Here is a 24,604-nt window from a genome sequence, read left to right on the forward strand (position 1 = left end):
CTGTTTATGCTTCTTGCAGAAACAGGGTGTTTTTTGTATGCAACAATGTTAAACTAAGACATGAGGTACTAAGGTCGCATACCACAGGTATGGTCGGTTAACTTTTTGTTGTTTAACGTTTTATAAAGCGCTTGCAGCAAAAAAACCGATGTGCTGCATTATAGCAACGATTATCGTGAAGGAGGAAATGTCTTGTCGTTGAAGAGGACTCTGGTAGGGATTGTGCGCAGCCAAGAAGGTACAAGCGACCGGGTCAAGGACCCCCAAATGAAGACACGCTATTATAACTTATCGAGAGACAAGGCTTGGGAAGAAGTATCATCTATTCTAAAAAAAATTCCTGGCTACAAGGTTCTTCATGAGGTAGCATCCGTAGGTGAAATTACGTTAGAGAAGCGAACGGCGTTCGGTAGAACCGTCGACATTACCGTTTCCATATTGTCTGTCTCACCAGTTCGGAGTGCGGTGGATATTTATTCTGCTTCACGCGGATCGCTAGGGGACTTGGGCGCGAATTACCGCATCATTTTGCAACTGTTCGCTGTGATTGACAAGAAGCTGTCTGCTCATAAGGTTGTGCAGTGATTGTAGATGTGTGAGCAGTGATGTGGCAGACAAACGTCAAAAAAAGCGAGGAAGGCAACCCTTCACTCGCTTTTTTAATATGCAGTCTTGATTTAGACGAGTTTTTTCACTGCTGCAATCGCTTGGTCATAGTCAGGGTGTTCGGACATTTCGCTCAAGTATTCTACGTAAGCAATTTTGTCATTTTGATCAATCACAAAAATAGCTCTATGATCCAAATGGAATTCCTTGATGAACACACCATAAGCTTCGCCAAAGGAATGATCCTTATAGTCGGACAGTGTCAATACGCGGTCAATACCGGCAGCACCGCACCAACGAGCTTGAGCGAAAGGCAGATCGACGCTGACAGTCAGCACCACGACTTGATCCCCAAGGGAATCAGCTTCCTGGTTAAAACGTCGAGTCTGTGCGTCACACACACCTGTATCCAAAGAAGGAACAACACTGATCAGTTTGACTTTGCCTGCAAAGTCTTGGAGCGTAGCTGCTTCTAACAGGTTTTTCTGTAATTTGAAATCAGGTGCCTGATCTCCAACCTTCAGTTCAGGACCTAAGAGTGTCAAAGCATTGCCTTTAAAAGTAGCAGCTCCTGTACGTTCTTGTGCCATATGTAATAGCCTCCTTGGGTTTTAGCATTGGTTATCGTTGCCGAAATCTATTATAATCTTTTATAAAAGACATTGTCCAATTTGAATAAGGTGGAGACACCCATGAAGGAAGGATTGCCTTGATTTTTTTACGTTATGAGAACTGGAAAAGTTATTTGCGGTTTTACCCAGTAACCTGTCTGATTTTGCTCATCAATATTGTGATGTTTGTTGTACTCACCGTACAGGGTGGATCGGAAAATAGTTTGACGCTGATCCGATATGGAGCTTTGATTAATGAGGCGCCATTCACCGATCAACTGTGGCGATATGTATCAGCCATGTTTTTACATGCAGGGTTTGATCATCTTCTGTTCAATTCCTTTGCCATACTCGTCTTCGCTCCTCCGCTGGAGCGTTTGCTGGGGTCCTTCCGCTATGTGCTATTGTATCTGATCACGGGTATTGTAGGGAACATTCTGTCCATTGCCCATTACAACATGGTGGCGGAAACGACAGTCTCTGTAGGAGCCTCAGGAGCGATTTATGGCATCTATGGGGCGTTTCTGTACGTTGCCTTGTTCCAACGTTCCTTGATGGATGATGCTTCGCGCAAAACGCTGTACACGCTGCTTGGGTTTGGTATTCTGTTTTCTTTTGCTGTAGCGAACATTAATTGGACCGCTCACTTTGGGGGATTACTCAGTGGATTTTTCATGTATGGATTATTGATTAGATTGACTGGCCAGCGCAAACGCCACTAAAGACAGTTTTACCGTAAGTTAGCAGGGAAGAAAGAGGATGATGTTCGATTGACGTCTTCTTCCGGATGTTGAAAAACAGATTGGAGCGAATATCGGAGTGGAATTACGACAGTTACAATACTTCATGAAGGTAGCGCAAAAAGAACATGTCACTCAGGCAGCCGAGGAGCTACATGTGGCGCAATCTGCGGTAAGTCGGCAAATTCATCAGCTTGAAGAGGAGCTGGGAGTTAATCTTTTTATGCAAAAGGGTCGCAATTTGCAGCTTACGCCAGTGGGACAGCTATTTTGCAAACGGGTTGAGACGATAATAAAAGATCTAGAGCGAGCTGTTTTGGAGGTTCATGAGTTTTTGGATCCTGAGGGGGGCGAAATCCGCATCGGTTTTCCGCACAGTTTGGGGATTCATCTTATTCCTACGGTAGTGGCTGAATTCCGAAAGCGGTATCCCAATGTTAAATTTAGATTTAAACAGGGGATGTATCCGAGTTTAATTCGTGATGTGTTAGCGGGTGAGGTGGACTTGGCTTTTGTATCTCCTTTTCCCGATCGTCATGATCATGTGGAGGGGGATGTGGTGCTGACCGAGGAGTTGTTTGCTGTTCTCCCGCCCAATCATCCTTTAGCCACGGCCAAACATATCACGCTGAGTCAGCTTAAGGGAGAAAAATTTATTCTGTTCAGAGATGGATATTCGTTACGTCCGATTGTCTGGCAGGCTTGTCTGGAGGCAGGATTTACGCCGGATATCGCTTTTGAAGGTGAAGAGACAGATACGATACGCGGATTAGTTGCGGCTGGCATGGGAGTCAGTCTTTTGCCTGAAATGGCGTTGTTTCAGACCAACCCGCTTCAACCTGCAAGAGTGTCAATTGTTGATCCAGAGGTCACGAGAACTATAGGCTTGATTCATCGTAGAGATGATAAACTGCCATTAGTTGCAAAGTCATTCCGAACTTTCTTGTTGCAATATTTTGGTCTTAAAGGTAGTGCAGCTACTCCGAACGGAAGTGCAAAAGCGGATTTAGGACAGTGAGTATAGCTGATTGGTTTTAGATAAAGAAAAAAGGTTGTTCTCTACCGTTAACTTGGTAGAGGAACAACCTTTTTTGCAACACAAGCAATTAATCCCGGCTGTTGAAGATACCGATTAAGCGGATTAGTTCCAGCAAGGAAACAAGAGCTGCAGCCACATAAGTTAATGCAGCAGCATTTAATACTTTGGCTATACCCCGTTCTTCATCACTACGGATAAACCCTTCCGAAACCATAATTTCTCGGGCCCGGTTGGAAGCATTAAATTCAACCGGTAATGTAATTAATTGAAAAGCAACAGTAGCCGAGAAAAAGATAATACCCAAGCCAATCAGGTTCGTGTAGCTGAATAAGAAACCGGCAATCAGCAGAAACGGTGCAATCCCAGAAGCGAAGTTTACGATCGGAAAGATCCGGTGACGGAGTGCCAGCATGGGATAATGCTCTTTATGCTGAATGGCATGACCAACCTCGTGACAAGCTACGGCAACTGCGGAAATGGATTTTTCATAATAAACGGGCTCGGACAGCCGTACGACTCTTTGCATTGGATCATAATGGTCAGATAACGCACCAGGTACTGGTTCAATAGGCACATCATGCAAACCATTGCGATCTAGCATATGCCGAGCTGCATCATAACCGGTCAACCCATTTTCATTTGGGACATCAGACCATTTATTAAAAGTACCTTTTACACGGAATTGCGCCCATAAGGATAATCCGAACGCAAGAATAATCAATATATACATACCCATCATAAAGCAACCCTCCAATATTGTTCATCATACTAGCCAGGGTATCTACATCATAGAACTATGCTCCAGCAGATACTTCAGAGCTTCGATACAAGCGGCGCTTTGTGGTAGTAGACCAGTAAGCAACTTGCGCGCTTGAACGGGCTTGAGCTGCCCCAAGAGAGGCTGTAGTTCATTGACTTCGCGTTCTAGACGCTGCATGTGCATCTCCAGACTCGTTAGTTTGTCAGTGACGTGCTCTTCCCCCGCAACCGAGTTCCATTTAATCAGTGTCTGTCTGATTTCCTCTAGGCTATACTTCTCTTGTTTCATTTGGTTAATACGTTCAAGCCTGTTTAAGGTTTCATCATTATAGAGCCGATAATTTTTCAATGATCGTTCTTCAGGTGTGATCAAACCAAGCTTTGTGTAATAATCAATAGTTCGTTCGCTGACACCAGCCGTCTTGGCTAGCTCACCAATTCGATACAGCTTCATATCCCCATCTGTCTTCACCTCGCGCTCTTCGTTCAACCTTCAATATTAGCATTTGCAAACGGAGTGTTTATAAAGAATATTTTACATGATTCCCAACCATACAGTCAAACGTTATGCTTTTTTTGAACAGAAACAAGCTACTTTTATAGTTAGTAAATATGACATGTAGTGTTTGGAACCATATTTTTTTAACATAATAAAAAAAATCTTGTCAACTTTCATGTATTCTGATTATAATGACAATAAGAATTTCACGAAATGTAAAGAAACTTAACATTCGAGGGAGTGGGCTTCATGAGAAAAAAGTGGTTAGTTGTATTATTGGCCATGCTGACAGTATTAGCTTTTCCGGTAGGTGCGTTTGCTGCTGACGGTCCGACAAATATTCAACTTCAAGCCGGGCTAAACACGGCCTTTACGTTCTTGGCATTTATACTTGTATTTTTTATGCAAGCGGGATTTGCATTGCTGGAGGCAGGCTCGACTCGAATGAAGAATGCGGGTCATGTCGCTGGTAAAACGATTCTCACCACGGGTGTTGCGGCTTTGTCCTTCTGGGCACTTGGATTTGGATTCGGCTTTGGTAATGATGGCGGAAACGGATTTATGGGACTGACGGGTTTCTTCATGAGTGGTACGGATGCGGCTGCATCGTTTGATGCTCTCTCAGGTCTGGATGTTCCGATTACAATTATGTTTTTGTTCCACTTTGCTTTCGCTGCGGTATCACTTTCTATCGCATGTGGGGGGATGGCAGAGCGTGCAAAATTAAGTGTATACATTATTTTCGGTATTTTGTTCTCCATCGTGATTTATCCGGTTGTAGCTCACTGGGTGTGGGGCGGTGGATGGCTTGGTAAGTTGGGGATGCAGGATTATGCCGGTTCGACGGTAGTCCATTTGACAGGCGCTACGGCAGCACTCGTCGCTACCCTGCTGCTCAAACCGCGTCTGGGCAAGTTTAATAAAGATGGCAAGCCGAACATTATCCCTGGTCATAACCAGGTGTACTCTATCTTGGGTGTTATTATTCTCTGGTTTGGTTGGTTTGGGTTTAACCCGGGTAGTGCTGTATCAGCTATGAACGACGGATTCTTTGGATATGTGGCCTTGACTACCAATATTGCTGCTGCGGCAGGTGGGGTTTTCGCTTTGCTCGTATCCTGGATGGTATATGGAAAAGCAGATATTCCTGCTATGCTAAACGGTGTGCTGGCGGCTTTGGTTGCTATTACTGGTTCTTGTGCCTTTGTAGCACCTTGGGCGGCATTGGTCATTGGTGCAGTTGCAGGGATCGTTACTTTCTTCACAGCGCAATGGTTCGAGCGTGCAAGAGTAGACGACCCGGTTTATGCTTTCTCCGTGCACGGTGTTGCAGGGATGTGGGGCGCAGTGTCCACAGGGTTCTTCGCTACTCCTGAGCTTGTAAAAATAACTGGTGTAGGTCAAGCGGGTCTGTTCTATGGTGGTGGATTTACCCAATTAGGAGTACAGCTGCTTGGACTGATTGGCACTTTGGCTTTCGTGTTTGTCATTTCCTTCATTATTCTGGGTGCGATGAAAGCGATTATGGGTATTCGCGTTACAGAAGAGGAAGAAACAATGGGATTGGATATCAGTGAACACGGTACGTACGGCTATCCTGAGCAAATGAAGTTGGTTGCTGAGGCTGAAAAGCGTTCTGGAATTGTGAACTAATATGTAAAATATAAAGAACCAGTATGGATGAGCGGAGGAGATGGAAGTATGGAACTGCAAAATATGGCCCCTTGGGTGAGTTCCGCCGAAGCGATTGATCATGCAGATACACCTGAATCGCTAAGGCGGGCCAGGGTCGACTCTCAAAAATGGTTGCTGGCTTCTCAAGCCTCCGCTCCGTTATCAGACTGGTTACAAACGGCGAATGAAATGCATGACCGCATCGCGGCCAGAGCTGTACAAATGTGCGAAAAAGGGATGGTTGAGGATGGCTTCGGCCCTCCTCCCGTCCCTTACGCATTTATAGCCTTCGGAAGCATGGGGCGCTCGGAATCAACGCTGTGGAGTGACCAGGATAACGGTATGATTATCAGTGACACGATATCTGCCGACAAAGAATTATATTTTAGAGAGTTTGGTCGCAAAGTGTCTGCGATGTTAGAGTATTTGGGATATCCCAAATGTGAGGGGAAAGTAATGTGCTCGGAGCCGTTGTGGCGTCAAACATTATCTGAATGGCAAAAACAGCTAACAAAATGGTCGGACGATTTTGCTTGGGAGCCGATCCGTTATCTGATTATCTCGTCTGATATGAGGCATATCGCTGGAGATGAACGACTATCTGCAAACTGGAAACGAAGTTTTTATGAGTTGTTCCGAATACATCCTGATTTACCCTCGGCGGTACTTAGGAACACGGTGAGGCATAAAGCGACACTTAACATTTTAGGTCAGGTTGTTACCGAGCGCTTCGGTGAGCATGCGGGCGATTTTGATGTGAAATACGGGTTGTACATTCCGCTGGTGAACGCAGTCCGTTTTTTGGCGTTGCAACATGGTGTAGAGGAAACCTCCACCTTCAAAAGGCTCAGTCGTCTCGCATCACTGGAAGCGGCACCGTTGCCTTTACTCGATGCTTGCGAGCGTGCCTTTCGGATTGCGCTTCAGCTACGAATGGCTACACCAGTGAAGGAGAATGATGGATTGCTGGTCAGCAATGGCTACCTGGCTGTAAAGCCGCTGAAACAAGGTAAAGGCTGGCATGAGTTGCGCGAGGCGCTTTCGACGGTACGACGGTTGCATCGTGCGTTGCAAAGGCAGTTGCGATTTATGGAAGGGAGAAGGTCATGAAGGAACCAGCGCAGGGAAGTGGCTTCTGGAGCGCTCTCCGCAGAGGAGGAGTGCCGTCTGCGATCGCATCTGTAATGGGGGCTCCTACGGCTCAACAGATGGCGTTTATTCGCTCCTTAACCCGGGAGCAACGGCGCTCTGAAGTATTGCGGACCCCGCTGGATCGTTTGGAGACGGTAGTTTTTGATCTGGAGACAACGGGATTTTCAGCACAGCATGGAGATGAGATTTTATCGTTCGGGGCGATTCGGGTTGTCGGGGACATGATTATGGAAAAAGAGCAGTTTTATACGCTTGTTAATCCACGGACTGTGATTCCTGAGTACATTACCGAACTAACTGGGATTACCCGGGAAATGACGGATGAAGCTCCACCACTTATGAATGGACTGCACGACTTTATGTCCTTTGTAGGTGGGCGAGTACTTGTAGCACATGCTAGCGCTCATGATAAGGCCTTTTTGAATGCTGCGTTATGGAAAACATCTAAAGTTCAATTGACTCATCGTGTTCTGGATACGATGATGCTTGCCAAATGGCTTGAGCCACAGCAACATCAAACCTACAGTTTGGATGAATTGTTGACCTATCAATCCATTCCGATTGAAGGGCGGCACCATGCGTTAGAGGATGCGAAAATGACGGCTAAGCTGTGGGTTGCTTATGTTCAGGAAATGTTGAAGCGTAATGTGACCAATTTGGCAGATGTCTACGCGCATTTAAGTCATGCCTGATTCAGTACAAGGCATAGCATTCATATACACATCAAAACAGCAAGTTCGCGATTTCGTGGGTTTGCTGTTTTTTTGCGTCCTATTCAGATTTAGAAGGTTAGAGGTGGGGACAGTATGGGCATCCTATGGAGAAGGTAAGGGTCATTTAGACGAAAGACAGGTGATAAGACTGTGAAAAAAATTCTTTTCATCAGAGCGATGGTTATACTGGTTGTGGTTGGGGCTTCATGGGGAGTTATTGCAAACACAACTTATGCAGCAACCCTGTCCATGAAAAATGCACCCTTAAAAGAGGGGAATGGTAGAGAAAAACTTGAAGCTAAGAAAGAGGTAGAGGCTGAAACACATGCGGTAGAGGTATTGAAAAAGCTAAAGCCTGGTCAACGGCTTCCTTCTATGATTTTAAAGGGGTTAAACGGCAAGACCTACGATGTAGGGGCCCCGCGCAATAAGGCTTTGGTTATTAGCTTTTGGGCTTCATGGTGCGATCCGTGCCGATTAGAAGCGCCTATGCTGAATGAGTTGTATAGTAAGTACAAAGATGATGTAGATGTGTATGGTATCAATGTAACTCGTTATGATCGATTGGAGGATGTACAGAAGTTTTCCCGCTCTTTGGATCTCCAGTTTCCCATTTTACTTGATGAGCAAGGAGCATTGTTTGAACGAGTTGGAGGGGTGGCTTTTCCAACTCATGTAATGGTTGATCCTCATGGACAGGTCAGCGAAATCATCATCGGCATGCTCAGTGAGCAGGAGTTGGAACGCAAAATAGAAACTCTTCAAAAAAAGAAGGTGTCTTTGGGAGCCGAGTAGACCGCCAAAGGCACCTTATAAGCTCATGCGAGCAACTGATTAATGATTAACTAATCCATGATGAGTAAGGTCTGACTGATCGTTTGTTGGAGTTGGTGCTTCCAACAATGCGTAACGGAAGCTGTCCAAGAGAGCTTCCCAGCTGGCTTCAATTACATTTTCGGATACGCCTACGTTACTCCAGACGTCCTCGTAATTTTTAGACTCAATGAGCACACGTACCTTGGCGGCGGTGGCATCCTTTTCGTCAAGCACACGTACCTTGTAGTCGGCCAAATGCATGTCCCGCAAAGCAGGGAAATATTGAGAAAGAGCCTTGCGGAGTGCGTTATCGAGCGCGTTGACAGGACCGTTGCCTTCAGCTGCAGTATAGACACTCGTCCCTGCGACATTCAGTTTCAAGAATGCCTCGGATACGACCGGGCGGCCGGCTGTTTTCTCTACCAGCACTTTGAAGGATTCAAAAGAGAACATTTCCTTCACTTCACCACCTGCTTCACGAATGAGCAGTTCCAGCGAAGCGTCCGCGCCTTCAAACTGGTATCCCTGATGCTCCAGTTCCTTGATGCGGCTAATTACGCCACGTGCCTCATCACTGGATGGGTCAAGGGTGATGCCCAGCTCTTGCGCTTTGGATACCACGTTGCTTTGCCCGGCCAGTTCGGAGACCAAGACCCGCTGCTTGTTCCCCACAAGTTCAGGAGCGATGTGCTCATAAGTTCGCGAGTCGCGCAGAATGGCTGACACATGAATGCCCCCCTTATGGGCAAAAGCTGCATTGCCAACATAAGGCTGGTTCACAGGCATATTGACGTTGGCGACTTCACTCACAAAGCGGGCTGTATTGTGGAGTTGACTTAACTTCTCGGTATCTAGACAGTCGTAACCCAGCTTGAGCTGCAAATTAGGAATGACGGAGCACAGGTTAGCGTTACCACACCGTTCACCGTACCCGTTAATAGTACCCTGAACCTGCCTTGCGCCTGCTTGTACAGCACTTAGAGAGTTCGCTACTGCCAACTCGCAGTCATTGTGTGTATGAATACCCAACTGTGACCTCGTTATCTGGCTTTGCAGCATAGTGACAATTTCCTGAATCTCATGCGGCAGGGTACCGCCGTTTGTATCGCACATCACGAGCCAATCCGCGCCTGCTTCTTCAGCTTTTTTCATAACGGCCATTGCATACTCGGGATTGTTTTTATATCCGTCAAAAAAATGCTCGGCATCAAAAATAACCTCCATGCCCCCTTGCTTTAAAAAGGCGATGGAGTCGTAAATCATAGACAGATTTTCCTCCAGTGTCGTCTGTAAGGCAGTGTGTACATGAAAATCCCATGATTTACCCACAAGTGTAGCAGCCTGAGCGCCGGATTCCAGAATTCGTTGCAGATTGACATCCTGTGCTGCGATGCTATCTTTGCGGCGCGTGCTGCCGAAGGCGACAATCTTTGCCCGAAGGCCCAGTTCTTGTACCCGTTTGAAAAATTCGATATCCTTGCTGTTGCTTCCGGGAATCCCGCCTTCAATATAATGAACACCGAGATCATCGAGTTTTTTGGCGATTTTCAATTTGTCATCAGCAGACAAGCTAATTCCTTCTCCTTGAGTGCCGTCTCGCAGCGTTGTGTCAAAGATAGAAATAGCGGTGGACATGAGGGACTCCTCCTTTGCGGATTGCTCAGATTGGTGATATTCTGCTTTTTTAAGCACATTAATTTAGTTGTTTAACGCTTAAAAACAGGAAAGCGTTAGTTTGTCGTGTTCGTATGTTAGTCGATTATATCAACTTATGACTTCAATTGTAATATATAATTATCATTTTTAGCCGCAAAACCTTTATTTTTTATGTAAAATAGAAATGGTACTTAAGGGTATCTCAAGTGTAAAATCAAAACACATATTCCCGCGATGACGGGTGAATTTACAGTTAAAAGAAGGGTTGAGCATGAAAGATGTCAGTGCTTATTATCCGGTTGGCGGGCGAGTTATTCTGCATGTGGATATGAACGCATTTTATTGTTCCGTTCATGCCGCGGAGGAGCCGGAGAAATATGAGGGACTACCTACCGCGGTGGCAGGCAGTAGTGAGCTGCGCAAAGGTGTAATTGTAACCTGCTCTTATGAAGCCCGACGATTGGGCATTTCAACAGGAATGGTCGTTCAGCAGGCTCGCCGGATCTGTCCACAGCTCATCGTAATACAGCCTGATTTTCACTTGTATCGTCGTTATTCCAAAGCATTTATGAGCATTGCATATTCGTATACGCCTATGCTGGAAGCAACTTCAATTGATGAGTGTTATCTGGATATTTCTGGATCCAAACAGTTTGGAACACCTATGGAAATTGCTGAGGAAATCCAGCGCAGAGTAGAAGACGAACTGGGTCTGCCCTGTTCAATTGGAGTTGCTCCCAACAAGTTGCTGGCCAAAATGGCCTCTGATCTGAAAAAACCACGTGGGATCTCTGTTCTACGTTTGCGTGATGTACCCAACATTTTGTGGAACCTACCTTGTGGTCAATTGTTTGGTGTGGGCCGCAAAACGGCAGATAAGCTTCTACAAATGAACATTCGCACCATTGGGCAACTGGCTAAGGCTGATGAACATATGCTGGTTGGCGTATTTGGTGTGACGGGTTCGTGGTTAAAATTGGCTGCTAACGGGATTAATCATTCTCCAGTCAGCACTGAGCGGGAGCCAAACAAGTCTATCGGTCACACGACCACCCTACCTATGGATGTGGTCAAGCTGGAAGAAGCCCAACGGGTACTTCTTAACATTAGTGATCAGGTAGCCCGGCGGCTTCGACGACACGGTATGCTGGCAGGAGGTATACAATTGACGATTCGGACGCCGGATATGAAGACCTTTACGCGTTCTCAAGTCAGGAGCACTCCTACGGAAAGTGCAGAGGACATATATAAGGAAGCTTGTGCGTTATATCGTCGCCATTGGGGAGAAGATAAGCCTGTGCGCTTGCTGGGGATTACGCTACAGCAGCTTATTCCAAAGGAGGAAGCTGCCGTTCAAATGGATCTATTTGAATACCAGGATCAGCCCAAGAAAGAAAGCTTATTGAAGACGATGGATGCACTTCGCGACAAGTTTGGTGAAAATGCAATTTTGACCGCTGGGATGCTGGGAGATGATCCTTCGGTACTTCTTCGCAACTCCAAGTTGCGCGGAACTTCGCTGCAAAAAGACAATCTACCAACTCTGGAGTGAACTTTTGGATAGATTAGTGCAAGCAGAAGCTTACGTTATAAGCATTTTTTGCATGAAGGATAAAGGAAAATAATTTGTAATAATATTGGGTTTGTATTAATATGTGAATAGAATGCAAAAGCTGGTTTGTTTGATTGTATAGGAGGAAGAGAAAAGTTATGGCTAAATACACTTGGGTAGAAAAAGATACATGCATTGCATGCGGAGCCTGTGGCGCTACAGCACCAGACATTTATGATTATGATGATGAAGGTTTGGCTGAAGTGATCTTTGAAGGGGATGCCAACCAAGGCATCAAGGCGATCTCAGAAGACCTGTTTGATGATATGCAGGATGCTTGTGACGGTTGCCCTACGGATTCCATTAAAGTAGCAGACGAGCCGTTCAATAAAGAAGGTTAAGCGTAGGCTTCTTTGATAGGCACAGCACCGACAGTTCCCTTCGCCGTATAACGGTGAAAGTAAGCTGTTGGTGCTGTTTTTTTAGGTTATAGAATGGTTCAGCGGAGGCTGAACCATTCTATAACCGCAAGAAAAACTTCTGCCAAGCGCGGTCTGGCTTCTGTGAAAGTACGTCGATAGACGTTTTTCTTATGTGCTGTCCATCAAGTCTATTTTTACCGATATACATAATAGGAAGTATGCAAGATTACACGATCAGGAGGATCCGATGAACCATTCGCCTCATCTTAAATCGTATGTAAAAAAACACCCTGATAATAAAATGGCCTGGTATTTACTCGGCAAAGAGTATGAGAGCAGCGGTCAGGAGGGCAAAGCAAATTATTGCTTTAATCGCGCAGGAGAAGTGTTCGAAGCCTTCGAGCATAAACAGATTCCGGCAGACGTATGGATGGAATATCAGGATAAACTGGTTCAGATGTCCAAGGAGAAGGAGCGAAGAACGGCTCGAACACGTCACCTGTTAACTGCGTTAATGGTACTACTGCTCATATGGGTTCCTTCAGCTAATTCACCGAGACCTTCAAATGAGAATACATTTGATCCATCTGGAACTGAGCAGGCAGCAATTGATAATATTGAAGTTACGAAAGTGGCCACTGCTGATCCGAAGGAGACGGCCCAGATCGGTGTGGTTGGTGGTGTGTTTACGGCTCAAGCTCGAAAAGGGAGTGAAGCTGGAACGGGGCTTACTGATATGTTGGCTAAGACTAGCCGACTGCCATCCAAGACTACGGTGTTGGGCATGGAGCAGGGGGGCTCGTGGCTGCTCTGGAGAGAGGGCATGAAACCATTACTTAGTGTACAGAACAAAGGAAACGGCGGATTAGCTGTTCAGTCTTACGACGCAGCTGCGTGTGCTTGTAAGCCGTCAGACAGTGAAAATCTTCGCAAAGCAGGTCTAAAATGGGCTGCTGGACAGGAGGAATTAGCTGTGCTGAATAGCTCCATGCGTGCTTTTCGCTCACAGCATCAACGTCTTCCCCAGAGTCTTGATGAACTGACTCGAGACTTTCCCGCTAACACGATGTATGGTACGACAGACGGGATGAAGAAGGCTTTTACACCTATGCGTAATTTACTTGCTTCACCAGGAAAGGGAACAGGGAAGGCAGTAGATTTAGACGCTGACTCGTTGGCCGGAAGCAGTCCATTACTGGCATCGTCATTGCACGGAAGGCCTTTTCTGGGGCAACCGCTGCGAATTGTGCTGGACAAATCTAAGCATAGGCTTGCCCTGGTAAGTGGCAATGTACTTATTCGAAATTATCCTATCGGTTTGGGTGGAGAAAGAACACCAGAAGGGAAATTTGTGATTACCGATAAAGTAGTAAATCCGAACGGCAAATCCAACGGTGAGTTTGGCAGCCGTGGAATGCAACTGTCTGCAACGAATTATGCCATTCATGGCACGAACGAGCCGGACAGCATTGGCAAAAATGAGTCTTTGGGTTGCGTCCGAATGGGTAAAGAGGATGTGGAGGAATTGTTTGCACTCGTACCTTCGGGTACGGAGGTAGTCATTGGTAACGGCGGATTGCCTGATCAAGTGCTTGTGCCTGGTTCTCGATTTACAAGTGAGCCGCAGCATGACCAGACGAATCCCCGCAAAACCTATCACTGGCTAAATTAAAATTTTGATGCTATTGCTACTTGGTGTTTAACGATTTCCTGCTTGTGCTAAAACAATGACCAGAATAATTACAATGATGAGGAGAACAAAGCTGACGGCGGTCCATACAATCGCTTTCTTGTTCACCTCATCCTTTTTCTTTTGCAGACTGGGCGGCTTGCGCTTGGTCTTCATATCAGCAATCCCTCTTTTCTAACGAGCTAAGGTCTTGTCTTACTATGTCCATTGTAAATGGTTTGATTATACATTTTCAATGACATCTCCATGACAACTGAATTGTTCTGATGTTGCACCTCGCAAATTACTTTCTTTTTGGTATGGAAAAAGCTAAACTATTTTGTAGAGATGTTTTTTTAGGATTGTGCAAGGGCATAGAACGGAGTGGATGAATCGTGTTGTATCGAAGGATTGCGAAACCTGTTTTTTTTAAAATGAGTCCAGAGACGGCCCATCATGTAGTCATTGACGGTTTAAAACATGCGGGCTCACTTCCTGGTGGAGCAGCGACACTGCGAGGAATGTACGGAGTCAAGGAGACGGAGGATCTTGCCGTTGATCTGTTTGGCATTCATTTTCCCAACCCGATTGGACTGGCTGCAGGACTGGATAAAAATGCAGAAGCGGTTACTGGTTTTTCTTCCATCGGGTTTGGATTTATGGAAGTGGGAACGGTGACACCTGTGGGACAGCCCGGTAACGATCGGCCACGTTTGTTCCGACTGCCTCCCGATGAGGCATTAGTCAATCGGATGGGCTTTAACAATCTGGGTGCTGAGAGCATGGCCAAGCGTCTGGCTGCACTCAAACATCGACCTGTTCCGGTCGCAGTTAATATCGGCAAAAATAAAATCACGCCCAATGAGGATGCTCATAAGGACTATGAAAAGTGTATTTCCGCACTGTATCCGTATGCGGACTTCTTTGTAGTGAATATTAGCTCGCCGAATACGCCGGATTTACGAAAGCTCCAGCATGGTGATGAACTGAAGTCGTTATTGGAAGCGGTTCGGGCAGAGATGGGAGTCCAGGCGAAAAAGTATGGCAATGCCAAGTCTGTACTGGTTAAAATTGCGCCAGATGTATCGGATGAGGAATTGGAATATATGACAGATGCGATTGCTGCCAGTGGAGTAGACGGCATTATTGCGACCAATACAACGATATCCAGAGCTGGTTTAACGCACCGAAATGCGAGTGAAACAGGAGGGCTGAGTGGTAAGCCGCTGCGTGACCGTTCCACAGAGGTCATCGGACGGGTGTATCGCCAGACGGAAGGTAAGCTTCCTATTATCGGATCAGGCGGTATATTCACGAGCCGTGATGCCTATGACAAAATTAAAGCAGGCGCAAGTCTGATTGAAATTTATACAGCATTGATCTACGAAGGGCCGGAAGTAAATAGAGCTATACATGCTGGCCTGCGTGAGCTGCTTCGAAAGGACGGCTTTAGACACATTACCGAGGCTGTTGGTGCAGATCACAGATAAAAAAGTGTTGTCGGAAGAGACAGGAGGTACGGGGATGGACGGAAGAGACTGGGGAACATTTTTACTGCCATACGATCAGGCGGTGGAAGAGCTTAAGGTCAAGTTCAAAACAATGCGTGCGGAGCTGAAAAAGCGCGAGGAATACGCTCCTATCGAATTCGTAACCGGACGGGTTAAAAAAATATCAAGCATCCTCGATAAGGCGAAGAGATTACAGGTTCCTTCTGATCAGCTGGAGACGGGAATCGAGGATATTGCAGGTATTCGCATTATGTGTCAATTTGTAGAGGATATTCGGCGGGTGGCCGAATATATCAGAAGACGTAAGGATTTGACCGTACTGTATGAAAAGGACTATATCACCAATTATAAAGACAGTGGCTATCGCAGCTTTCATATGATTGTGGAGTATCCGGTTCAGACAGCAGTCGGGCTGAAAATCGTGCTGGCAGAAATTCAAATCCGTACTTTGGCTATGAATTTTTGGGCAACCATAGAGCATTCTCTTAGCTATAAGTATCGTGAAAGCTTGCCTGATAATATGCGTACACGGTTGAAAAAGGCAGCTGAGGCAGCCTTTGTATTGGATAATGAGATGTCTTCCATGCGTCTTGAAATATTGGAAGCGCAGAAAAAATTCGAGGATGAAGCCAATATCGTTTCCAAAGTGCTAACAGGCATGCATCGGCTGTATTTCTACCATAAGATCAGTGAAACGATTGATGCGCAGCGCAGATTCAATGAACTGTGGGAACGGCACGACATGGAAGGAATCAAGCTGCTTCACGATGAGGTCAAGGAGATGCTAGAAGCCTCTACCAAGGAAGAAGACAGGGATGAGTATTAAATGGCACACCTTTCCTACGAACCGCTGTACGTGACTTATTTGGTATACTTCAATCGTGATCGGGATTACTTTGAATGTCATGAGGTACTGGAAGAGCTGTGGCTTAAGCTGGACCGTGACCCTGTATATAAAGGTTTGCTGCAAGTTGCTGTAGGGCTGTATCATTTTCGGAATGGTAACTATCGTGGTGGACATATGATGCTGGATAGTGCGGTCCACCGGTTGGAGCATGCTCCTTCGCAGGCGCTGGGCATTAATATGGTGAAGCTGGTGGAAGAGGCGCGCATTTGCGCTCGTCAGCTTGCTGAAGCTGTTATGACCGGCACGGAAGAGCTTCAGCAAGAACCGCCGGTTTATCGGGATATGACGATTGAAATCGTCGAGCCCGGGTTGCGCCGGGCCGTGGAGAAGGCGTCGTCGTCCATTCCAGTCAACATCCCGCAGCAGAGAGGTCCTCGGCGTGGGGAAAAGCATGAGCAGCGTCAGCAGGCGCTGGAAGCTTCTATTAGGCGAAGACAGGCCGCTGGCGGCTCAGGTTCTGTCTCAGCGGAAACGAAGGATGCACCTTGAGTTTGAAGCGCATGATAAGCAAGCAGCCCGATCCGTTTCATGAGGATCGGGCTGCTTTATCGTTTTGAGGTGTGTGAAGGTTTGCCTAGGAGGTTACGTTCTTTTTATATTTCTCAAAGAAGGCTTTGAAATCGTCGAGTGTGTATCCATTGTCCGAAGGATTTTCCTTCAACCCGCCTACCATACGTTCCTTTTCCACGCCTTTTTCGTAATAAATGAGCGTAGGGGTATACTCAATCTTATACTTGTCCCAGCCATCCTCATACTCACGCAGGTTAAATTCGTGCATCGTGATGTTCTCCTGCTTGCTCAAAGGCAAGAGCTTAGGAGTAGTGGCGCGGCAATGCACACAGTCGGAGGCGAAATGATAGACGAAAAAGTTTTCCTTTTTGTCAATTTTGCTCTGTAAATCTTCCGGCTTAATAATTTGCTGATAGTTCGGGTCATTCAGCAGCTCTTGAGTAGCAGGATTTAACGAGGCTGTGGAAACGCCATACAGCTTGTTTTTAGTGCCTGAATTTAAAGCGAGCAGCACACCAATCAAAATGACCAGCACAACAAAAAAGCCGATGACGGGTATAAGCTTTTTTTTGTTGGAATTTTGTGCGTTCAATGCAATCTCTCCTATCAAAATTCAAAATATGCAGCTATGAATCTTATTATTATACAACATTACATCTTGTAGTGAAAGTTTGTAAATCACACGGATATTGCGGGATAACAGGTTGAATATGGTACAATAAAATTTATTTTAAAAGGACAGGATGATTCCGATTATGGGTGTACAGCTCCCCACAGCATTTGTAAAGCGCATGGAGCAATTGCTCGGCGAAGAATTTGAAGCATTTATGACTGCCTATGACCACACGCCCCATGCCGGGATTCGCGTCAATACATTAAAAATTCCGGTAGAGGACTTTAAGAAACGTTCTCCGTTCGAACTGCGGCCGATTCCGTGGTGTGCCACGGGTTTTTATATTCCGCACGGTACAAAGCCGGGATTACACCCTTACTACCATGCGGGGCTGTACTATGTACAGGAACCGAGTGCAATGTCTCCGGTTGAGCTGCTCAATGTAGCTCAGGACGAAGCTGTATTGGACTTATGTGCTGCACCGGGCGGGAAATCAACCCAAATAGCTGCCAAATTACAAGGAAGCGGCGTATTGGTGACAAATGATATTAGCGCGGACCGAACCAAAGCGTTGGCTAAAAATGTGGAATTGTACGGTGTGCGTAATGCCGTGGTACTGAATGAAAGCCCGGATCGAATCGCCGATGCCTTTCCACATTTTTTTGACAAGATACTAATTGATGCACCTTGCTCGGGAGAAGGTATGTTCCGCAAGGATGAGGACATGGCAAAACAATGGGAAACGCATTCGGTAGATAAATGTGTAGTCATGCAACGGGACATTTTGCGTGTAGCGGCCTCGATGCTGAGCACAGGAGGGAGAATTGTCTATTCGACCTGCACCTTTGCGCCAGAAGAAAATGAAGGAATGATCGCAGAATTTCTGGAGGCTCATCCCGATTTTGACGTAGTCCCTGTTCCATCGGAAGCAGGTTTTGCACCAGGCCACCCGGAATGGATGAGTGAAGAGGTCGCGGCATCACACCCCGAACTGCGGGGAACAGCACGCCTTTGGCCGCATCTCGTAGAGGGAGAAGGCCATTTTATCGCTGTGTTGCAACACCAGGGTGGTCGTGTCACTGGGACAGAAGATCACACTGAATCCGGGGATTTGCCTCCATTTGAGGGCAAGAATGACAGGGCATTGAACATAGATGCAGCGTATCCACGGAAGAAGCAGTTTTTGTCCGTCAAGGAAGCACTAACGCCAAGCGGTCAAGGAAGACATGCGACTGGTGAGCCTAAACGAAGTGGAAAAGGAATGGACGGGAAGTCCGGTAAAGGAAAGTCCGCGCGCGGCTTGGGTGGCAATAAGTCTCGTTCTGGCAAAGAGAATGTAAAATCCGCTGCACGCTCCCCACAGGATGTGCTGGAGTCCTATCACCAATTTGTGAAGGATCAGCTGGAGGTGTGCTTTACAGGCTATACGGTGGTTTACGGAGATCGTATTTATCAGTCGCCACTGGCATCACATCGTTTGGACGGCCTTAAAGTGGTGCGACCAGGCTGGTTTATGGGTACTGACAAGAATGGTCGCTTTGTGCCTTCACATCCGCTGGCGGTGGCATTACGCCCTTCAGAGGCGGTTAGAAGCATCAATCTCTCCAGTTCAGATGCTGAGGCCATCCGTTATTTAAAAGGGGAGACCTTGTCCATCCCTGTTGAGAGAATGGCACTGCGGAACGAAGTCCAGCCCAAAGGCCATACTCTCGTGTGCATTGATGGTTATTCGGCTGGGTGGGGCAAATGGCAGGACGGTATGCTCAAAAATGAATACCCTACAGGCTGGAGGTGGACATCGGTATGAGTGGAAAAGGGAGACAAACGCAACGTTTGGATAAAGTTTTAACCCATATGGGATATGGCACCCGTAGTGATATCAAGCGACAGGTGAAGCAAGGGATAATCACGGTAAACGGGAAGACCACCAAGGATAGCGGCTTACAGGTTCATCCATACCAGGATCAGATTGAAGTGAACGGGGAACGTGTTGTTTTTCGGGAGTATATTTATATCATGCTGCATAAGCCACCAGGTGTCATCTCTGCAACTGAAGATACAAGGGAGCGGACGGTACTGGATTTGCTGAGTGCGGAGGAACGACATTTTGAGCCTTTTCCAGTAGGACGTTTAGATAAAGATACAGAAGGATTATTGCTATTGACCAACGACGGTAAACTAGCGCATGAGCTACTTTCTCCACGGCGGCATGTTCCTAAAACGTATGAAGCTACCGTGTCGGGTCATGTCACGGAGGAGGATATTCTTCAATTTACAGCAGGAGTGGAACTGGATGATGGGTATGTTACCCTTCCCGCACAGTTGACTATTCTTCGCCACGAACATCCGTACCAGGCAGATGGAGAAGTCATTTCCTATATTTCGCTTGTCATCCATGAGGGTAAATTTCATCAAGTGAAGCGTATGTTCGAGGCGGTTGGTAAAAAGGTGACCTATTTGAAAAGAACGGCCATGGGACCATTGAAGCTGGATGAACAGCTTCCACTGGGCAGCTATCGAGAGCTGACTAGTGAAGAGCTGGCATGGATCGGCCGGGATATAGCGTCTGCAACGTCAGAAGTTTGATGAGCAGATTAAATATAAATGACGCACAGGCTCTTATAAGATTCCTGTGCGTCATTTTAGGGTATAGACAACCAGACAGAGAATTATTCAAACTCAACTTTTAACAACGAATCGCAGTTTACAAATTATTGTGCGCGTGCTGCCCGACTTTTTTTCACTTCGGCTGCCTTATAAGCTGTAACCTTGTTTTTACCTGTCGTTTTGGATATGTACATCGCTTGATCGGCCTGTTTGACCAGTTCATCCGGGTTCATTTCCTTCTTCACTGTACTGTGTCCGACACTGATCGTGACAATGCTTTCTTCCGCGACCCGTTCGCGGATACGTTCTGCGACATGTCCAACCTTGGCCCGTCGATCCACAACCATTGCGACCAGTTCCTCGCCACCATATCGTCCGGTCAGTCCGATTTCATCCAGTTCATCCTCCATAATCTGTGCCACCTGTTTGAGTACTTCATCGGCACGAGCATGACCCTGCGTATCATTCAACTTTTTGAAATTGTCAATATCGCAAAAAATGACCGACACGCGGATTCCCTGGTCCATATATCGCCGTAGTCGCCCCGAAAAATATTTACGGTTATATAGCCCGGTCAGGCCATCGGTGATGGAAGAACGGTAAATCCTTTGGAGCAGCTCCACAATTCGTTCAAATAGAATGATGAATAACGTAGTGTAGTACAACAATGGTAAAAATGACATATATAAGACTGTGTTTGATTTGCCAGCTTCTTCAGGGATGTCATTTCGCAGCCATAAATAGCCGAGCCAGAGCGAATACATGAATAAGCCCGCCACATACTTCTTTGGCTGCCCGATTCGTGGGGTGATAAACACAAGGCTCAGTATAAGCACCAGTACTCGATAAAATAGAGTGAACCCAACCAGTTTCGCTGCGCTGATCCAAGCGGGCAACAAACCTGCTGTCCAGGCAGTAACCGGCAATATCAATAACGCACCCAGCAGTAGCAAGGTCCATGTCTGCACACGTTTCAGCTTCCGGTATAGTTGAAATACGGCGGCATTGATGAGTACGAAGGCAGACGCCTCCAGTACATTTTTCCACACGATTCCTTGGAGTTGCATCTTGCCTCCGCCTGCTGAATAGAGATTCATGGCTTCATATGTCATAATAATAATAGCGGCAACTGAAAAAAGGATATAGGCTTTTTTTCGTTGTCTGCTATATATGATCACGCACATCAGTGCCATCATGAGTATAATATACAAACCGCAGGCTGCACTTACGGCCTCGGCCAGAGATGGGGGACCCAAGGTTCCCGATAAGGACAACAACGTCAACATCACCGACTCCATTTGCAAAAATAGTCAATCTATTGAACGGTTGATATCGTTCCGATACAATAGACAGGATTTATCCCATTTAAAATGTTATAATTTTCTTTTGTGACTAACATTTATTCTCAATATATCATCTTTCAGAAAATCCGGAAACCTATACATACCATCTGTGATCCGGGCAGTTTAATGCTTGAAAGGGGAAGCACGTCATGAAATTGCTACAGGCTCTCTTTTTCCCACCCGAGCAACCGGGAGGCGTTTCATCCATGATTCCATATCTGCAAGAGCGATTTACGTCCCCCCGTTGGGAAATGGAGCTATTTTCAATCCCTAAACGGATTCGTAACAAGGGTAGGGACGAAGTAACTTTTGATACCTTTGACTGGACGAGATATGAACATTATCCAATCGTTCAAAAATATATTCAGACGTACCGTGACTATTTGTGGTGGACCCGGCTTCGTATTCAGAAGCCCTATGACCTCATTCATGCTCATCATCCGATTGCCGGAATCGCCATGAAAACTGTTTTTCCTGACATTCCGCTTGTACAGACGATTCACTCTTCCTATGAGAAGGAGTTAATTCTAAACGGGAAAATAGAGGAGAACGGGCCTGAACACCAATTCTTGGTGTCACTGTATGGGGAAATGGAGCAGAAGGCGGATCGCCTGATAGCGGTATCTCATTCTTTTCAGCATTACTTAATTCCTTACGTTCAGAATCCGCAAGACATTGCAGTCATTCCGAATGGATATGATGAGAAGCGCTTCAAGCCCATTCCACACGAAAATGAAGTGACACAGCTCATAAGCGTTTGCCGCCTTGTTCCGGCGAAAGGACTGGATATTTTATTGCGGGCCTGTGCTGAACTTAAAAAAAGAAATCTGGAATTTGTGCTTCATATTATTGGAGACGGCCCGGTTCGCCCTGAGCTGGAAGAGATGGCGCGACAGCTCGATATATACCATGAGACGATTTTTTATGGATATACCCTTCATCCAGAAGAGTTTATGCCTTTCTTTGATGTATTTGTCTTGCCTTCTCGGGCGGAGGCCTTTGGTTCGGTATTTGCGGAAGCAGCGTTAAGTTGTCTGGCATTGGTAGGTACAGAAGTGGGAGGAATACCGGAGCAGATTGAAGATGGGGTAAATGGCCTGCTCGTGCCACCCGACAATCCGAGGGCACTGGCAGACGCATTAGAGAAGGTCATTGCTGACCCTGCCTATCGTTATGAGCTGGCTAGATCTGCCTGCGACAAGGCTAAGTCAAGCTATTCTTTAAGTCGGGCGGTTAACGAGTTGAAGAAAATGTATTTGAAATTTCCACATTAACCATGACGAGTATCATTTGGTTTGGAATCGGAATGCCGAAAGCTGGAGCGAGGACGTGAGGAACGGAAAGGCCTCCCGCGTCCTGCTATGATTAGTTTACTAACCCACATCAGACTGAGCATTCCGAAAATAGGATAAAGGACAGATAATAGTGAACTGAAGCCGAACTGACTGATTAAAAAACAGGTGAGCATAATGAATAGTGTAATGAGCTTGGGCGAAATTTGGACATGCTGACGAATTTGTAGACTGACTCCATAAATGTCGGCCACAAAGGTACTGAAGATTTCCATGAAAATGAGTAGAATGTATATGATTTCGACAAAGGCACCCAGACGGTAAGCAATGCTTCCCATAGGGATTTCAAATTGCTGAATACCCGGCATATGTGCTGACATGGCAAAGTGTGCAGCCATCAGCATAAACCCGACACCAACTCCGCCCAAAACTCCGCCCCAGCGGATGGTTCTTCGGGAAAAGGTTTGGCTGCCAAGTGGTACAAGCACGGCTTGGGCCATAGTTAGGTTGAAGGACGTGTACAGCAGTGGAGAGAGCAAGGTTCGAAATGTACTGTGATCTGTCGTATTCGTAATAAAACTCTGAGGATTGGGCATAGAGAGCGTGCTGTGAACGAGCAGAAGAGACATGATGATCATCAGTGGGACAACCACGGTGTTCATGTGCAAGATGGCTTTAATGCCTTTACTTAGCAGCAAATAAGTACCAATCAGTGTAATAAGCAGTCCGGTTTGGTAATGCAGGTGAAGGTGCTCTACAAAAACAGAGCCGGCTCCTGCCAACATGACGCTGTTTACGCCGATCAGCACGATGAGCGTGAACCAGCTAATCCATTTCCCGGCATTGGCGCCAAAAAGATGTTTGTTCAGGTCCTCGTAGGATTTGGCTGAAATATCATGAGCGATCAGCATCATTTTCGTACCCAACCATACAAATATGATTGTGGATAGCATAATAGTGAGTGTAGCCCAACGACCATACTGCGTAAAAAATTGCAGAATTTCTTGTCCGGTAGCAAATCCGGCACCGACGATTGTACCGATGTATGTAAAAGCAATCTGAAAAACATGAATATTACGTTTCATCCCCAGTCCCTCCTTGCCTGCTTGAATAACGCTGCAGCGAGCATATAATACAAACTATGTTCAACTGAAATAGGACATGACTGGATGAGACTGAAAATAATTAAAGTGAATTAATGAATAGCTTGACGGGAGCGTAATTTATGGGTCAAATCCTTGCATGGATACTGGAATACGGATATTTGGCAATGTTCGGCTTGCTTGCACTTGGAGTAGCGGGTATGCCGATACCCGACGAAGTGCTAATGATTGCCTTCGGCGGGCTCGTGTCTCAAGGGCACTACAACTTCATTGCTGCACTGGCAGTCACATTTTTCGGTAGTATGACGGGTATGATGCTTAGCTACACACTAGGGCGTCTGCTGGGAAAACCACTTTTGCATCGATACGGAAAATGGGTGAGGCTTACGCCTTCTAGGATTGCCTCTTCTGAAAATTGGTTTGGGCGCTATGGTACCTGGGGAATCCTGTTCGGATATTTTGTCCCCGGCTTGAGACATGTATCCTCATATCTGGCAGGTACAACCCGTCTAGGCGTTTTTCGCTATATCTGTTATGCATCAGCAGGAGCTTTGCTGTGGTGCGGTACATTTTTGGGGATTGGACATGCGGTGGGCATGCATTGGGAGCAGGTGGCGAAGCTAATGGAGAAGGTGACGCATCGGGTAGGGCTGGTCGTTATTCTTTTAATCGTTGTGGGAGGAATCACCGCATGGTTCTGGAACAAGCGTAAAAAAAATGTCACATGACCGCATGGAAAGCAGCTATAGCTTGAAAGCGGCGGGTGAAGTATGGTACTTTTACCGCATAGGAATGCCGTGGGAGGTCATG

At 46.3% G+C, this 24,604-nt stretch carries 25 protein-coding genes; 17 read left to right on the forward strand and 8 right to left on the reverse strand.

Features of this window, described 5'->3' with window-relative positions:
- Positions 1–192: 192 nt before the first annotated feature.
- On the forward strand, positions 193–585 hold the full coding sequence (locus tag NSQ57_RS08890; protein ID WP_013309718.1) for a DUF1499 domain-containing protein: 393 nt from the start codon (positions 193–195) through the stop codon (positions 583–585).
- A 92-nt stretch (positions 586–677) separates the two neighbouring features.
- Here NSQ57_RS08890 and tpx read toward each other — a convergent pair whose 3' ends face one another.
- Positions 678–1,196 carry a thiol peroxidase gene (gene tpx / locus NSQ57_RS08895; protein ID WP_029516711.1) on the reverse strand — a complete coding sequence of 173 codons (519 nt, stop codon included), beginning with the start codon at positions 1,194–1,196 and terminating at the stop codon, positions 678–680.
- Positions 1,197–1,315: 119 nt separating this feature from the next.
- Here tpx and NSQ57_RS08900 point away from each other — a divergent pair, with 119 nt between their 5' ends.
- On the forward strand, positions 1,316–1,939 hold the full coding sequence (locus tag NSQ57_RS08900; RefSeq protein ID WP_342425927.1) for a rhomboid family intramembrane serine protease: 624 nt from the start codon (positions 1,316–1,318) through the stop codon (positions 1,937–1,939).
- 97 nt (positions 1,940–2,036) lie between these two features.
- Positions 2,037–2,975 carry a LysR family transcriptional regulator gene (locus NSQ57_RS08905; RefSeq protein ID WP_023988022.1) on the forward strand — a complete coding sequence of 313 codons (939 nt, stop codon included), beginning with the start codon at positions 2,037–2,039 and terminating at the stop codon, positions 2,973–2,975.
- 88 nt (positions 2,976–3,063) lie between these two features.
- Here the strand turns inward: NSQ57_RS08905 and NSQ57_RS08910 are convergent, their stop codons facing one another.
- On the reverse strand, positions 3,064–3,735 hold the full coding sequence (locus NSQ57_RS08910) for a zinc metallopeptidase (RefSeq protein ID WP_023988023.1): 672 nt from the start codon (positions 3,733–3,735) through the stop codon (positions 3,064–3,066).
- A gap of 42 nt (positions 3,736–3,777) precedes the next feature.
- The gene (locus tag NSQ57_RS08915) at positions 3,778–4,209 is read right to left on the reverse strand and encodes a MerR family transcriptional regulator (protein ID WP_049816952.1); all 432 of its coding nucleotides are present in this window, start codon (positions 4,207–4,209) and stop codon (positions 3,778–3,780) included.
- A gap of 294 nt (positions 4,210–4,503) precedes the next feature.
- Here NSQ57_RS08915 and NSQ57_RS08920 point away from each other — a divergent pair, with 294 nt between their 5' ends.
- From NSQ57_RS08920 to NSQ57_RS08935, 4 genes are all read left to right on the forward strand, one after another.
- Positions 4,504–5,907 (forward strand): ammonium transporter, encoded by a 1,404-nt coding sequence (locus NSQ57_RS08920; protein WP_029516714.1) that lies wholly within the window; start codon positions 4,504–4,506, stop codon positions 5,905–5,907.
- Positions 5,908–5,955: 48 nt separating this feature from the next.
- Positions 5,956–7,038, forward strand: coding sequence for a DUF294 nucleotidyltransferase-like domain-containing protein (locus NSQ57_RS08925; RefSeq protein WP_029516715.1), 1,083 nt, complete (start codon positions 5,956–5,958; stop codon positions 7,036–7,038).
- Positions 7,035–7,772: an exonuclease domain-containing protein gene (locus NSQ57_RS08930; RefSeq protein ID WP_029516716.1), complete on the forward strand. Its 738-nt coding sequence runs from the start codon at positions 7,035–7,037 to the stop codon at positions 7,770–7,772. Before NSQ57_RS08925 ends, NSQ57_RS08930 begins: the two co-directional genes overlap by 4 nt.
- Before the next feature lie 171 nt (positions 7,773–7,943).
- Positions 7,944–8,588, forward strand: coding sequence for a TlpA disulfide reductase family protein (locus NSQ57_RS08935; RefSeq protein WP_029516717.1), 645 nt, complete (start codon positions 7,944–7,946; stop codon positions 8,586–8,588).
- Positions 8,589–8,627: 39 nt separating this feature from the next.
- On the opposite strand, the gene cimA is transcribed toward NSQ57_RS08935, so the two are convergent.
- Positions 8,628–10,244, reverse strand: coding sequence for a citramalate synthase (gene cimA, locus NSQ57_RS08940; RefSeq protein WP_342425928.1), 1,617 nt, complete (start codon positions 10,242–10,244; stop codon positions 8,628–8,630).
- 292 nt (positions 10,245–10,536) lie between these two features.
- Between cimA and NSQ57_RS08945 the strand changes: the two genes are divergently transcribed.
- From NSQ57_RS08945 to NSQ57_RS08955, 3 genes are all read left to right on the forward strand, one after another.
- Complete coding sequence (locus tag NSQ57_RS08945) at positions 10,537–11,817, forward strand: DNA polymerase IV (RefSeq protein ID WP_342425929.1); 1,281 nt, start codon at positions 10,537–10,539, stop codon at positions 11,815–11,817.
- A 158-nt stretch (positions 11,818–11,975) separates the two neighbouring features.
- A complete protein-coding gene (locus NSQ57_RS08950; protein ID WP_013309730.1) occupies positions 11,976–12,218 on the forward strand; it encodes a ferredoxin in 243 nt (80 codons plus the stop codon).
- 268 nt (positions 12,219–12,486) lie between these two features.
- Complete coding sequence (locus NSQ57_RS08955) at positions 12,487–13,911, forward strand: L,D-transpeptidase (protein WP_342425930.1); 1,425 nt, start codon at positions 12,487–12,489, stop codon at positions 13,909–13,911.
- A 27-nt stretch (positions 13,912–13,938) separates the two neighbouring features.
- Here the strand turns inward: NSQ57_RS08955 and NSQ57_RS08960 are convergent, their stop codons facing one another.
- The gene (locus NSQ57_RS08960) at positions 13,939–14,085 is read right to left on the reverse strand and encodes a hypothetical protein (RefSeq protein ID WP_023988033.1); all 147 of its coding nucleotides are present in this window, start codon (positions 14,083–14,085) and stop codon (positions 13,939–13,941) included.
- Between the two features lie 218 nt (positions 14,086–14,303).
- Here NSQ57_RS08960 and NSQ57_RS08965 point away from each other — a divergent pair, with 218 nt between their 5' ends.
- Genes NSQ57_RS08965 through NSQ57_RS08975 form a run of 3 tightly spaced genes read left to right on the forward strand, consistent with a single transcriptional unit; the run spans position 14,304 to position 16,815 of the window.
- Positions 14,304–15,398 carry a quinone-dependent dihydroorotate dehydrogenase gene (locus tag NSQ57_RS08965; protein ID WP_029516721.1) on the forward strand — a complete coding sequence of 365 codons (1,095 nt, stop codon included), beginning with the start codon at positions 14,304–14,306 and terminating at the stop codon, positions 15,396–15,398.
- Between the two features lie 34 nt (positions 15,399–15,432).
- Positions 15,433–16,245 (forward strand): GTP pyrophosphokinase family protein, encoded by an 813-nt coding sequence (locus NSQ57_RS08970; RefSeq protein ID WP_023988035.1) that lies wholly within the window; start codon positions 15,433–15,435, stop codon positions 16,243–16,245.
- A complete protein-coding gene (locus NSQ57_RS08975) occupies positions 16,246–16,815 on the forward strand; it encodes a DUF309 domain-containing protein (RefSeq protein WP_029516722.1) in 570 nt (189 codons plus the stop codon).
- An 85-nt stretch (positions 16,816–16,900) separates the two neighbouring features.
- Here NSQ57_RS08975 and NSQ57_RS08980 read toward each other — a convergent pair whose 3' ends face one another.
- Positions 16,901–17,428 (reverse strand): thioredoxin family protein, encoded by a 528-nt coding sequence (locus tag NSQ57_RS08980; RefSeq protein WP_029516723.1) that lies wholly within the window; start codon positions 17,426–17,428, stop codon positions 16,901–16,903.
- 163 nt (positions 17,429–17,591) lie between these two features.
- Here NSQ57_RS08980 and NSQ57_RS08985 point away from each other — a divergent pair, with 163 nt between their 5' ends.
- Both NSQ57_RS08985 and NSQ57_RS08990 read left to right on the forward strand, forming a co-directional pair.
- Positions 17,592–19,256 (forward strand): RsmB/NOP family class I SAM-dependent RNA methyltransferase, encoded by a 1,665-nt coding sequence (locus NSQ57_RS08985; RefSeq protein ID WP_342425931.1) that lies wholly within the window; start codon positions 17,592–17,594, stop codon positions 19,254–19,256.
- Positions 19,253–20,035 carry a pseudouridine synthase gene (locus NSQ57_RS08990; RefSeq protein WP_069011089.1) on the forward strand — a complete coding sequence of 261 codons (783 nt, stop codon included), beginning with the start codon at positions 19,253–19,255 and terminating at the stop codon, positions 20,033–20,035. Before NSQ57_RS08985 ends, NSQ57_RS08990 begins: the two co-directional genes overlap by 4 nt.
- Before the next feature lie 125 nt (positions 20,036–20,160).
- On the opposite strand, the gene NSQ57_RS08995 is transcribed toward NSQ57_RS08990, so the two are convergent.
- On the reverse strand, positions 20,161–21,342 hold the full coding sequence (locus NSQ57_RS08995; RefSeq protein WP_029516726.1) for a GGDEF domain-containing protein: 1,182 nt from the start codon (positions 21,340–21,342) through the stop codon (positions 20,161–20,163).
- Between the two features lie 206 nt (positions 21,343–21,548).
- Between NSQ57_RS08995 and NSQ57_RS09000 the strand changes: the two genes are divergently transcribed.
- Entirely contained in the window at positions 21,549–22,673 is a 1,125-nt protein-coding gene (locus NSQ57_RS09000) for a glycosyltransferase family 4 protein (RefSeq protein ID WP_342425932.1), read from the forward strand.
- Here NSQ57_RS09000 and NSQ57_RS09005 read toward each other — a convergent pair.
- Positions 22,670–23,776: a hypothetical protein gene (locus NSQ57_RS09005; protein ID WP_069011092.1), complete on the reverse strand. Its 1,107-nt coding sequence runs from the start codon at positions 23,774–23,776 to the stop codon at positions 22,670–22,672. The genes NSQ57_RS09000 and NSQ57_RS09005 overlap by 4 nt on opposite strands.
- A 140-nt stretch (positions 23,777–23,916) precedes the next feature.
- On the opposite strand from NSQ57_RS09005, the gene NSQ57_RS09010 reads away from it, so the two are divergent.
- Entirely contained in the window at positions 23,917–24,522 is a 606-nt protein-coding gene (locus NSQ57_RS09010) for a DedA family protein (protein WP_069011093.1), read from the forward strand.
- The last annotated feature ends 82 nt before the right edge of the window (positions 24,523–24,604 follow it).

Origin of the sequence: Paenibacillus sp. FSL L8-0502, from assembly GCF_038593055.1 — a bacterium.
Classification (GTDB): domain Bacteria; phylum Bacillota; class Bacilli; order Paenibacillales; family Paenibacillaceae; genus Paenibacillus; species Paenibacillus polymyxa_D.

Bases quoted from the DNA above. Each gene is read 5' to 3' on its own strand.
- NSQ57_RS09010 (WP_069011093.1), top strand. From the start codon at position 23,917: ATGGGTCAAATCCTTGCATGGATACTGGAATACGGATATTTGGCAATG.
- NSQ57_RS08910 (WP_023988023.1), bottom strand. From the start codon at position 3,735: ATGATGGGTATGTATATATTGATTATTCTTGCGTTCGGATTATCCTTA.
- NSQ57_RS08955 (WP_342425930.1), top strand. From the start codon at position 12,487: ATGAACCATTCGCCTCATCTTAAATCGTATGTAAAAAAACACCCTGAT.
- NSQ57_RS08945 (WP_342425929.1), top strand. From the start codon at position 10,537: ATGAAAGATGTCAGTGCTTATTATCCGGTTGGCGGGCGAGTTATTCTG.
- NSQ57_RS08960 (WP_023988033.1), bottom strand. From the start codon at position 14,085: ATGAAGACCAAGCGCAAGCCGCCCAGTCTGCAAAAGAAAAAGGATGAG.
- NSQ57_RS09005 (WP_069011092.1), bottom strand. From the start codon at position 23,776: ATGAAACGTAATATTCATGTTTTTCAGATTGCTTTTACATACATCGGT.
- NSQ57_RS08985 (WP_342425931.1), top strand. From the start codon at position 17,592: ATGGGTGTACAGCTCCCCACAGCATTTGTAAAGCGCATGGAGCAATTG.
- NSQ57_RS08915 (WP_049816952.1), bottom strand. From the start codon at position 4,209: ATGAAGCTGTATCGAATTGGTGAGCTAGCCAAGACGGCTGGTGTCAGC.
- NSQ57_RS08970 (WP_023988035.1), top strand. From the start codon at position 15,433: ATGGACGGAAGAGACTGGGGAACATTTTTACTGCCATACGATCAGGCG.
- NSQ57_RS08950 (WP_013309730.1), top strand. From the start codon at position 11,976: ATGGCTAAATACACTTGGGTAGAAAAAGATACATGCATTGCATGCGGA.
- NSQ57_RS08995 (WP_029516726.1), bottom strand. From the start codon at position 21,342: ATGTTGACGTTGTTGTCCTTATCGGGAACCTTGGGTCCCCCATCTCTG.
- tpx (WP_029516711.1), bottom strand. From the start codon at position 1,196: ATGGCACAAGAACGTACAGGAGCTGCTACTTTTAAAGGCAATGCTTTG.
- NSQ57_RS09000 (WP_342425932.1), top strand. From the start codon at position 21,549: ATGAAATTGCTACAGGCTCTCTTTTTCCCACCCGAGCAACCGGGAGGC.
- cimA (WP_342425928.1), bottom strand. From the start codon at position 10,244: ATGTCCACCGCTATTTCTATCTTTGACACAACGCTGCGAGACGGCACT.
- NSQ57_RS08920 (WP_029516714.1), top strand. From the start codon at position 4,504: ATGAGAAAAAAGTGGTTAGTTGTATTATTGGCCATGCTGACAGTATTA.
- NSQ57_RS08975 (WP_029516722.1), top strand. From the start codon at position 16,246: ATGGCACACCTTTCCTACGAACCGCTGTACGTGACTTATTTGGTATAC.
- NSQ57_RS08925 (WP_029516715.1), top strand. From the start codon at position 5,956: ATGGAACTGCAAAATATGGCCCCTTGGGTGAGTTCCGCCGAAGCGATT.
- NSQ57_RS08990 (WP_069011089.1), top strand. From the start codon at position 19,253: ATGAGTGGAAAAGGGAGACAAACGCAACGTTTGGATAAAGTTTTAACC.
- NSQ57_RS08930 (WP_029516716.1), top strand. From the start codon at position 7,035: ATGAAGGAACCAGCGCAGGGAAGTGGCTTCTGGAGCGCTCTCCGCAGA.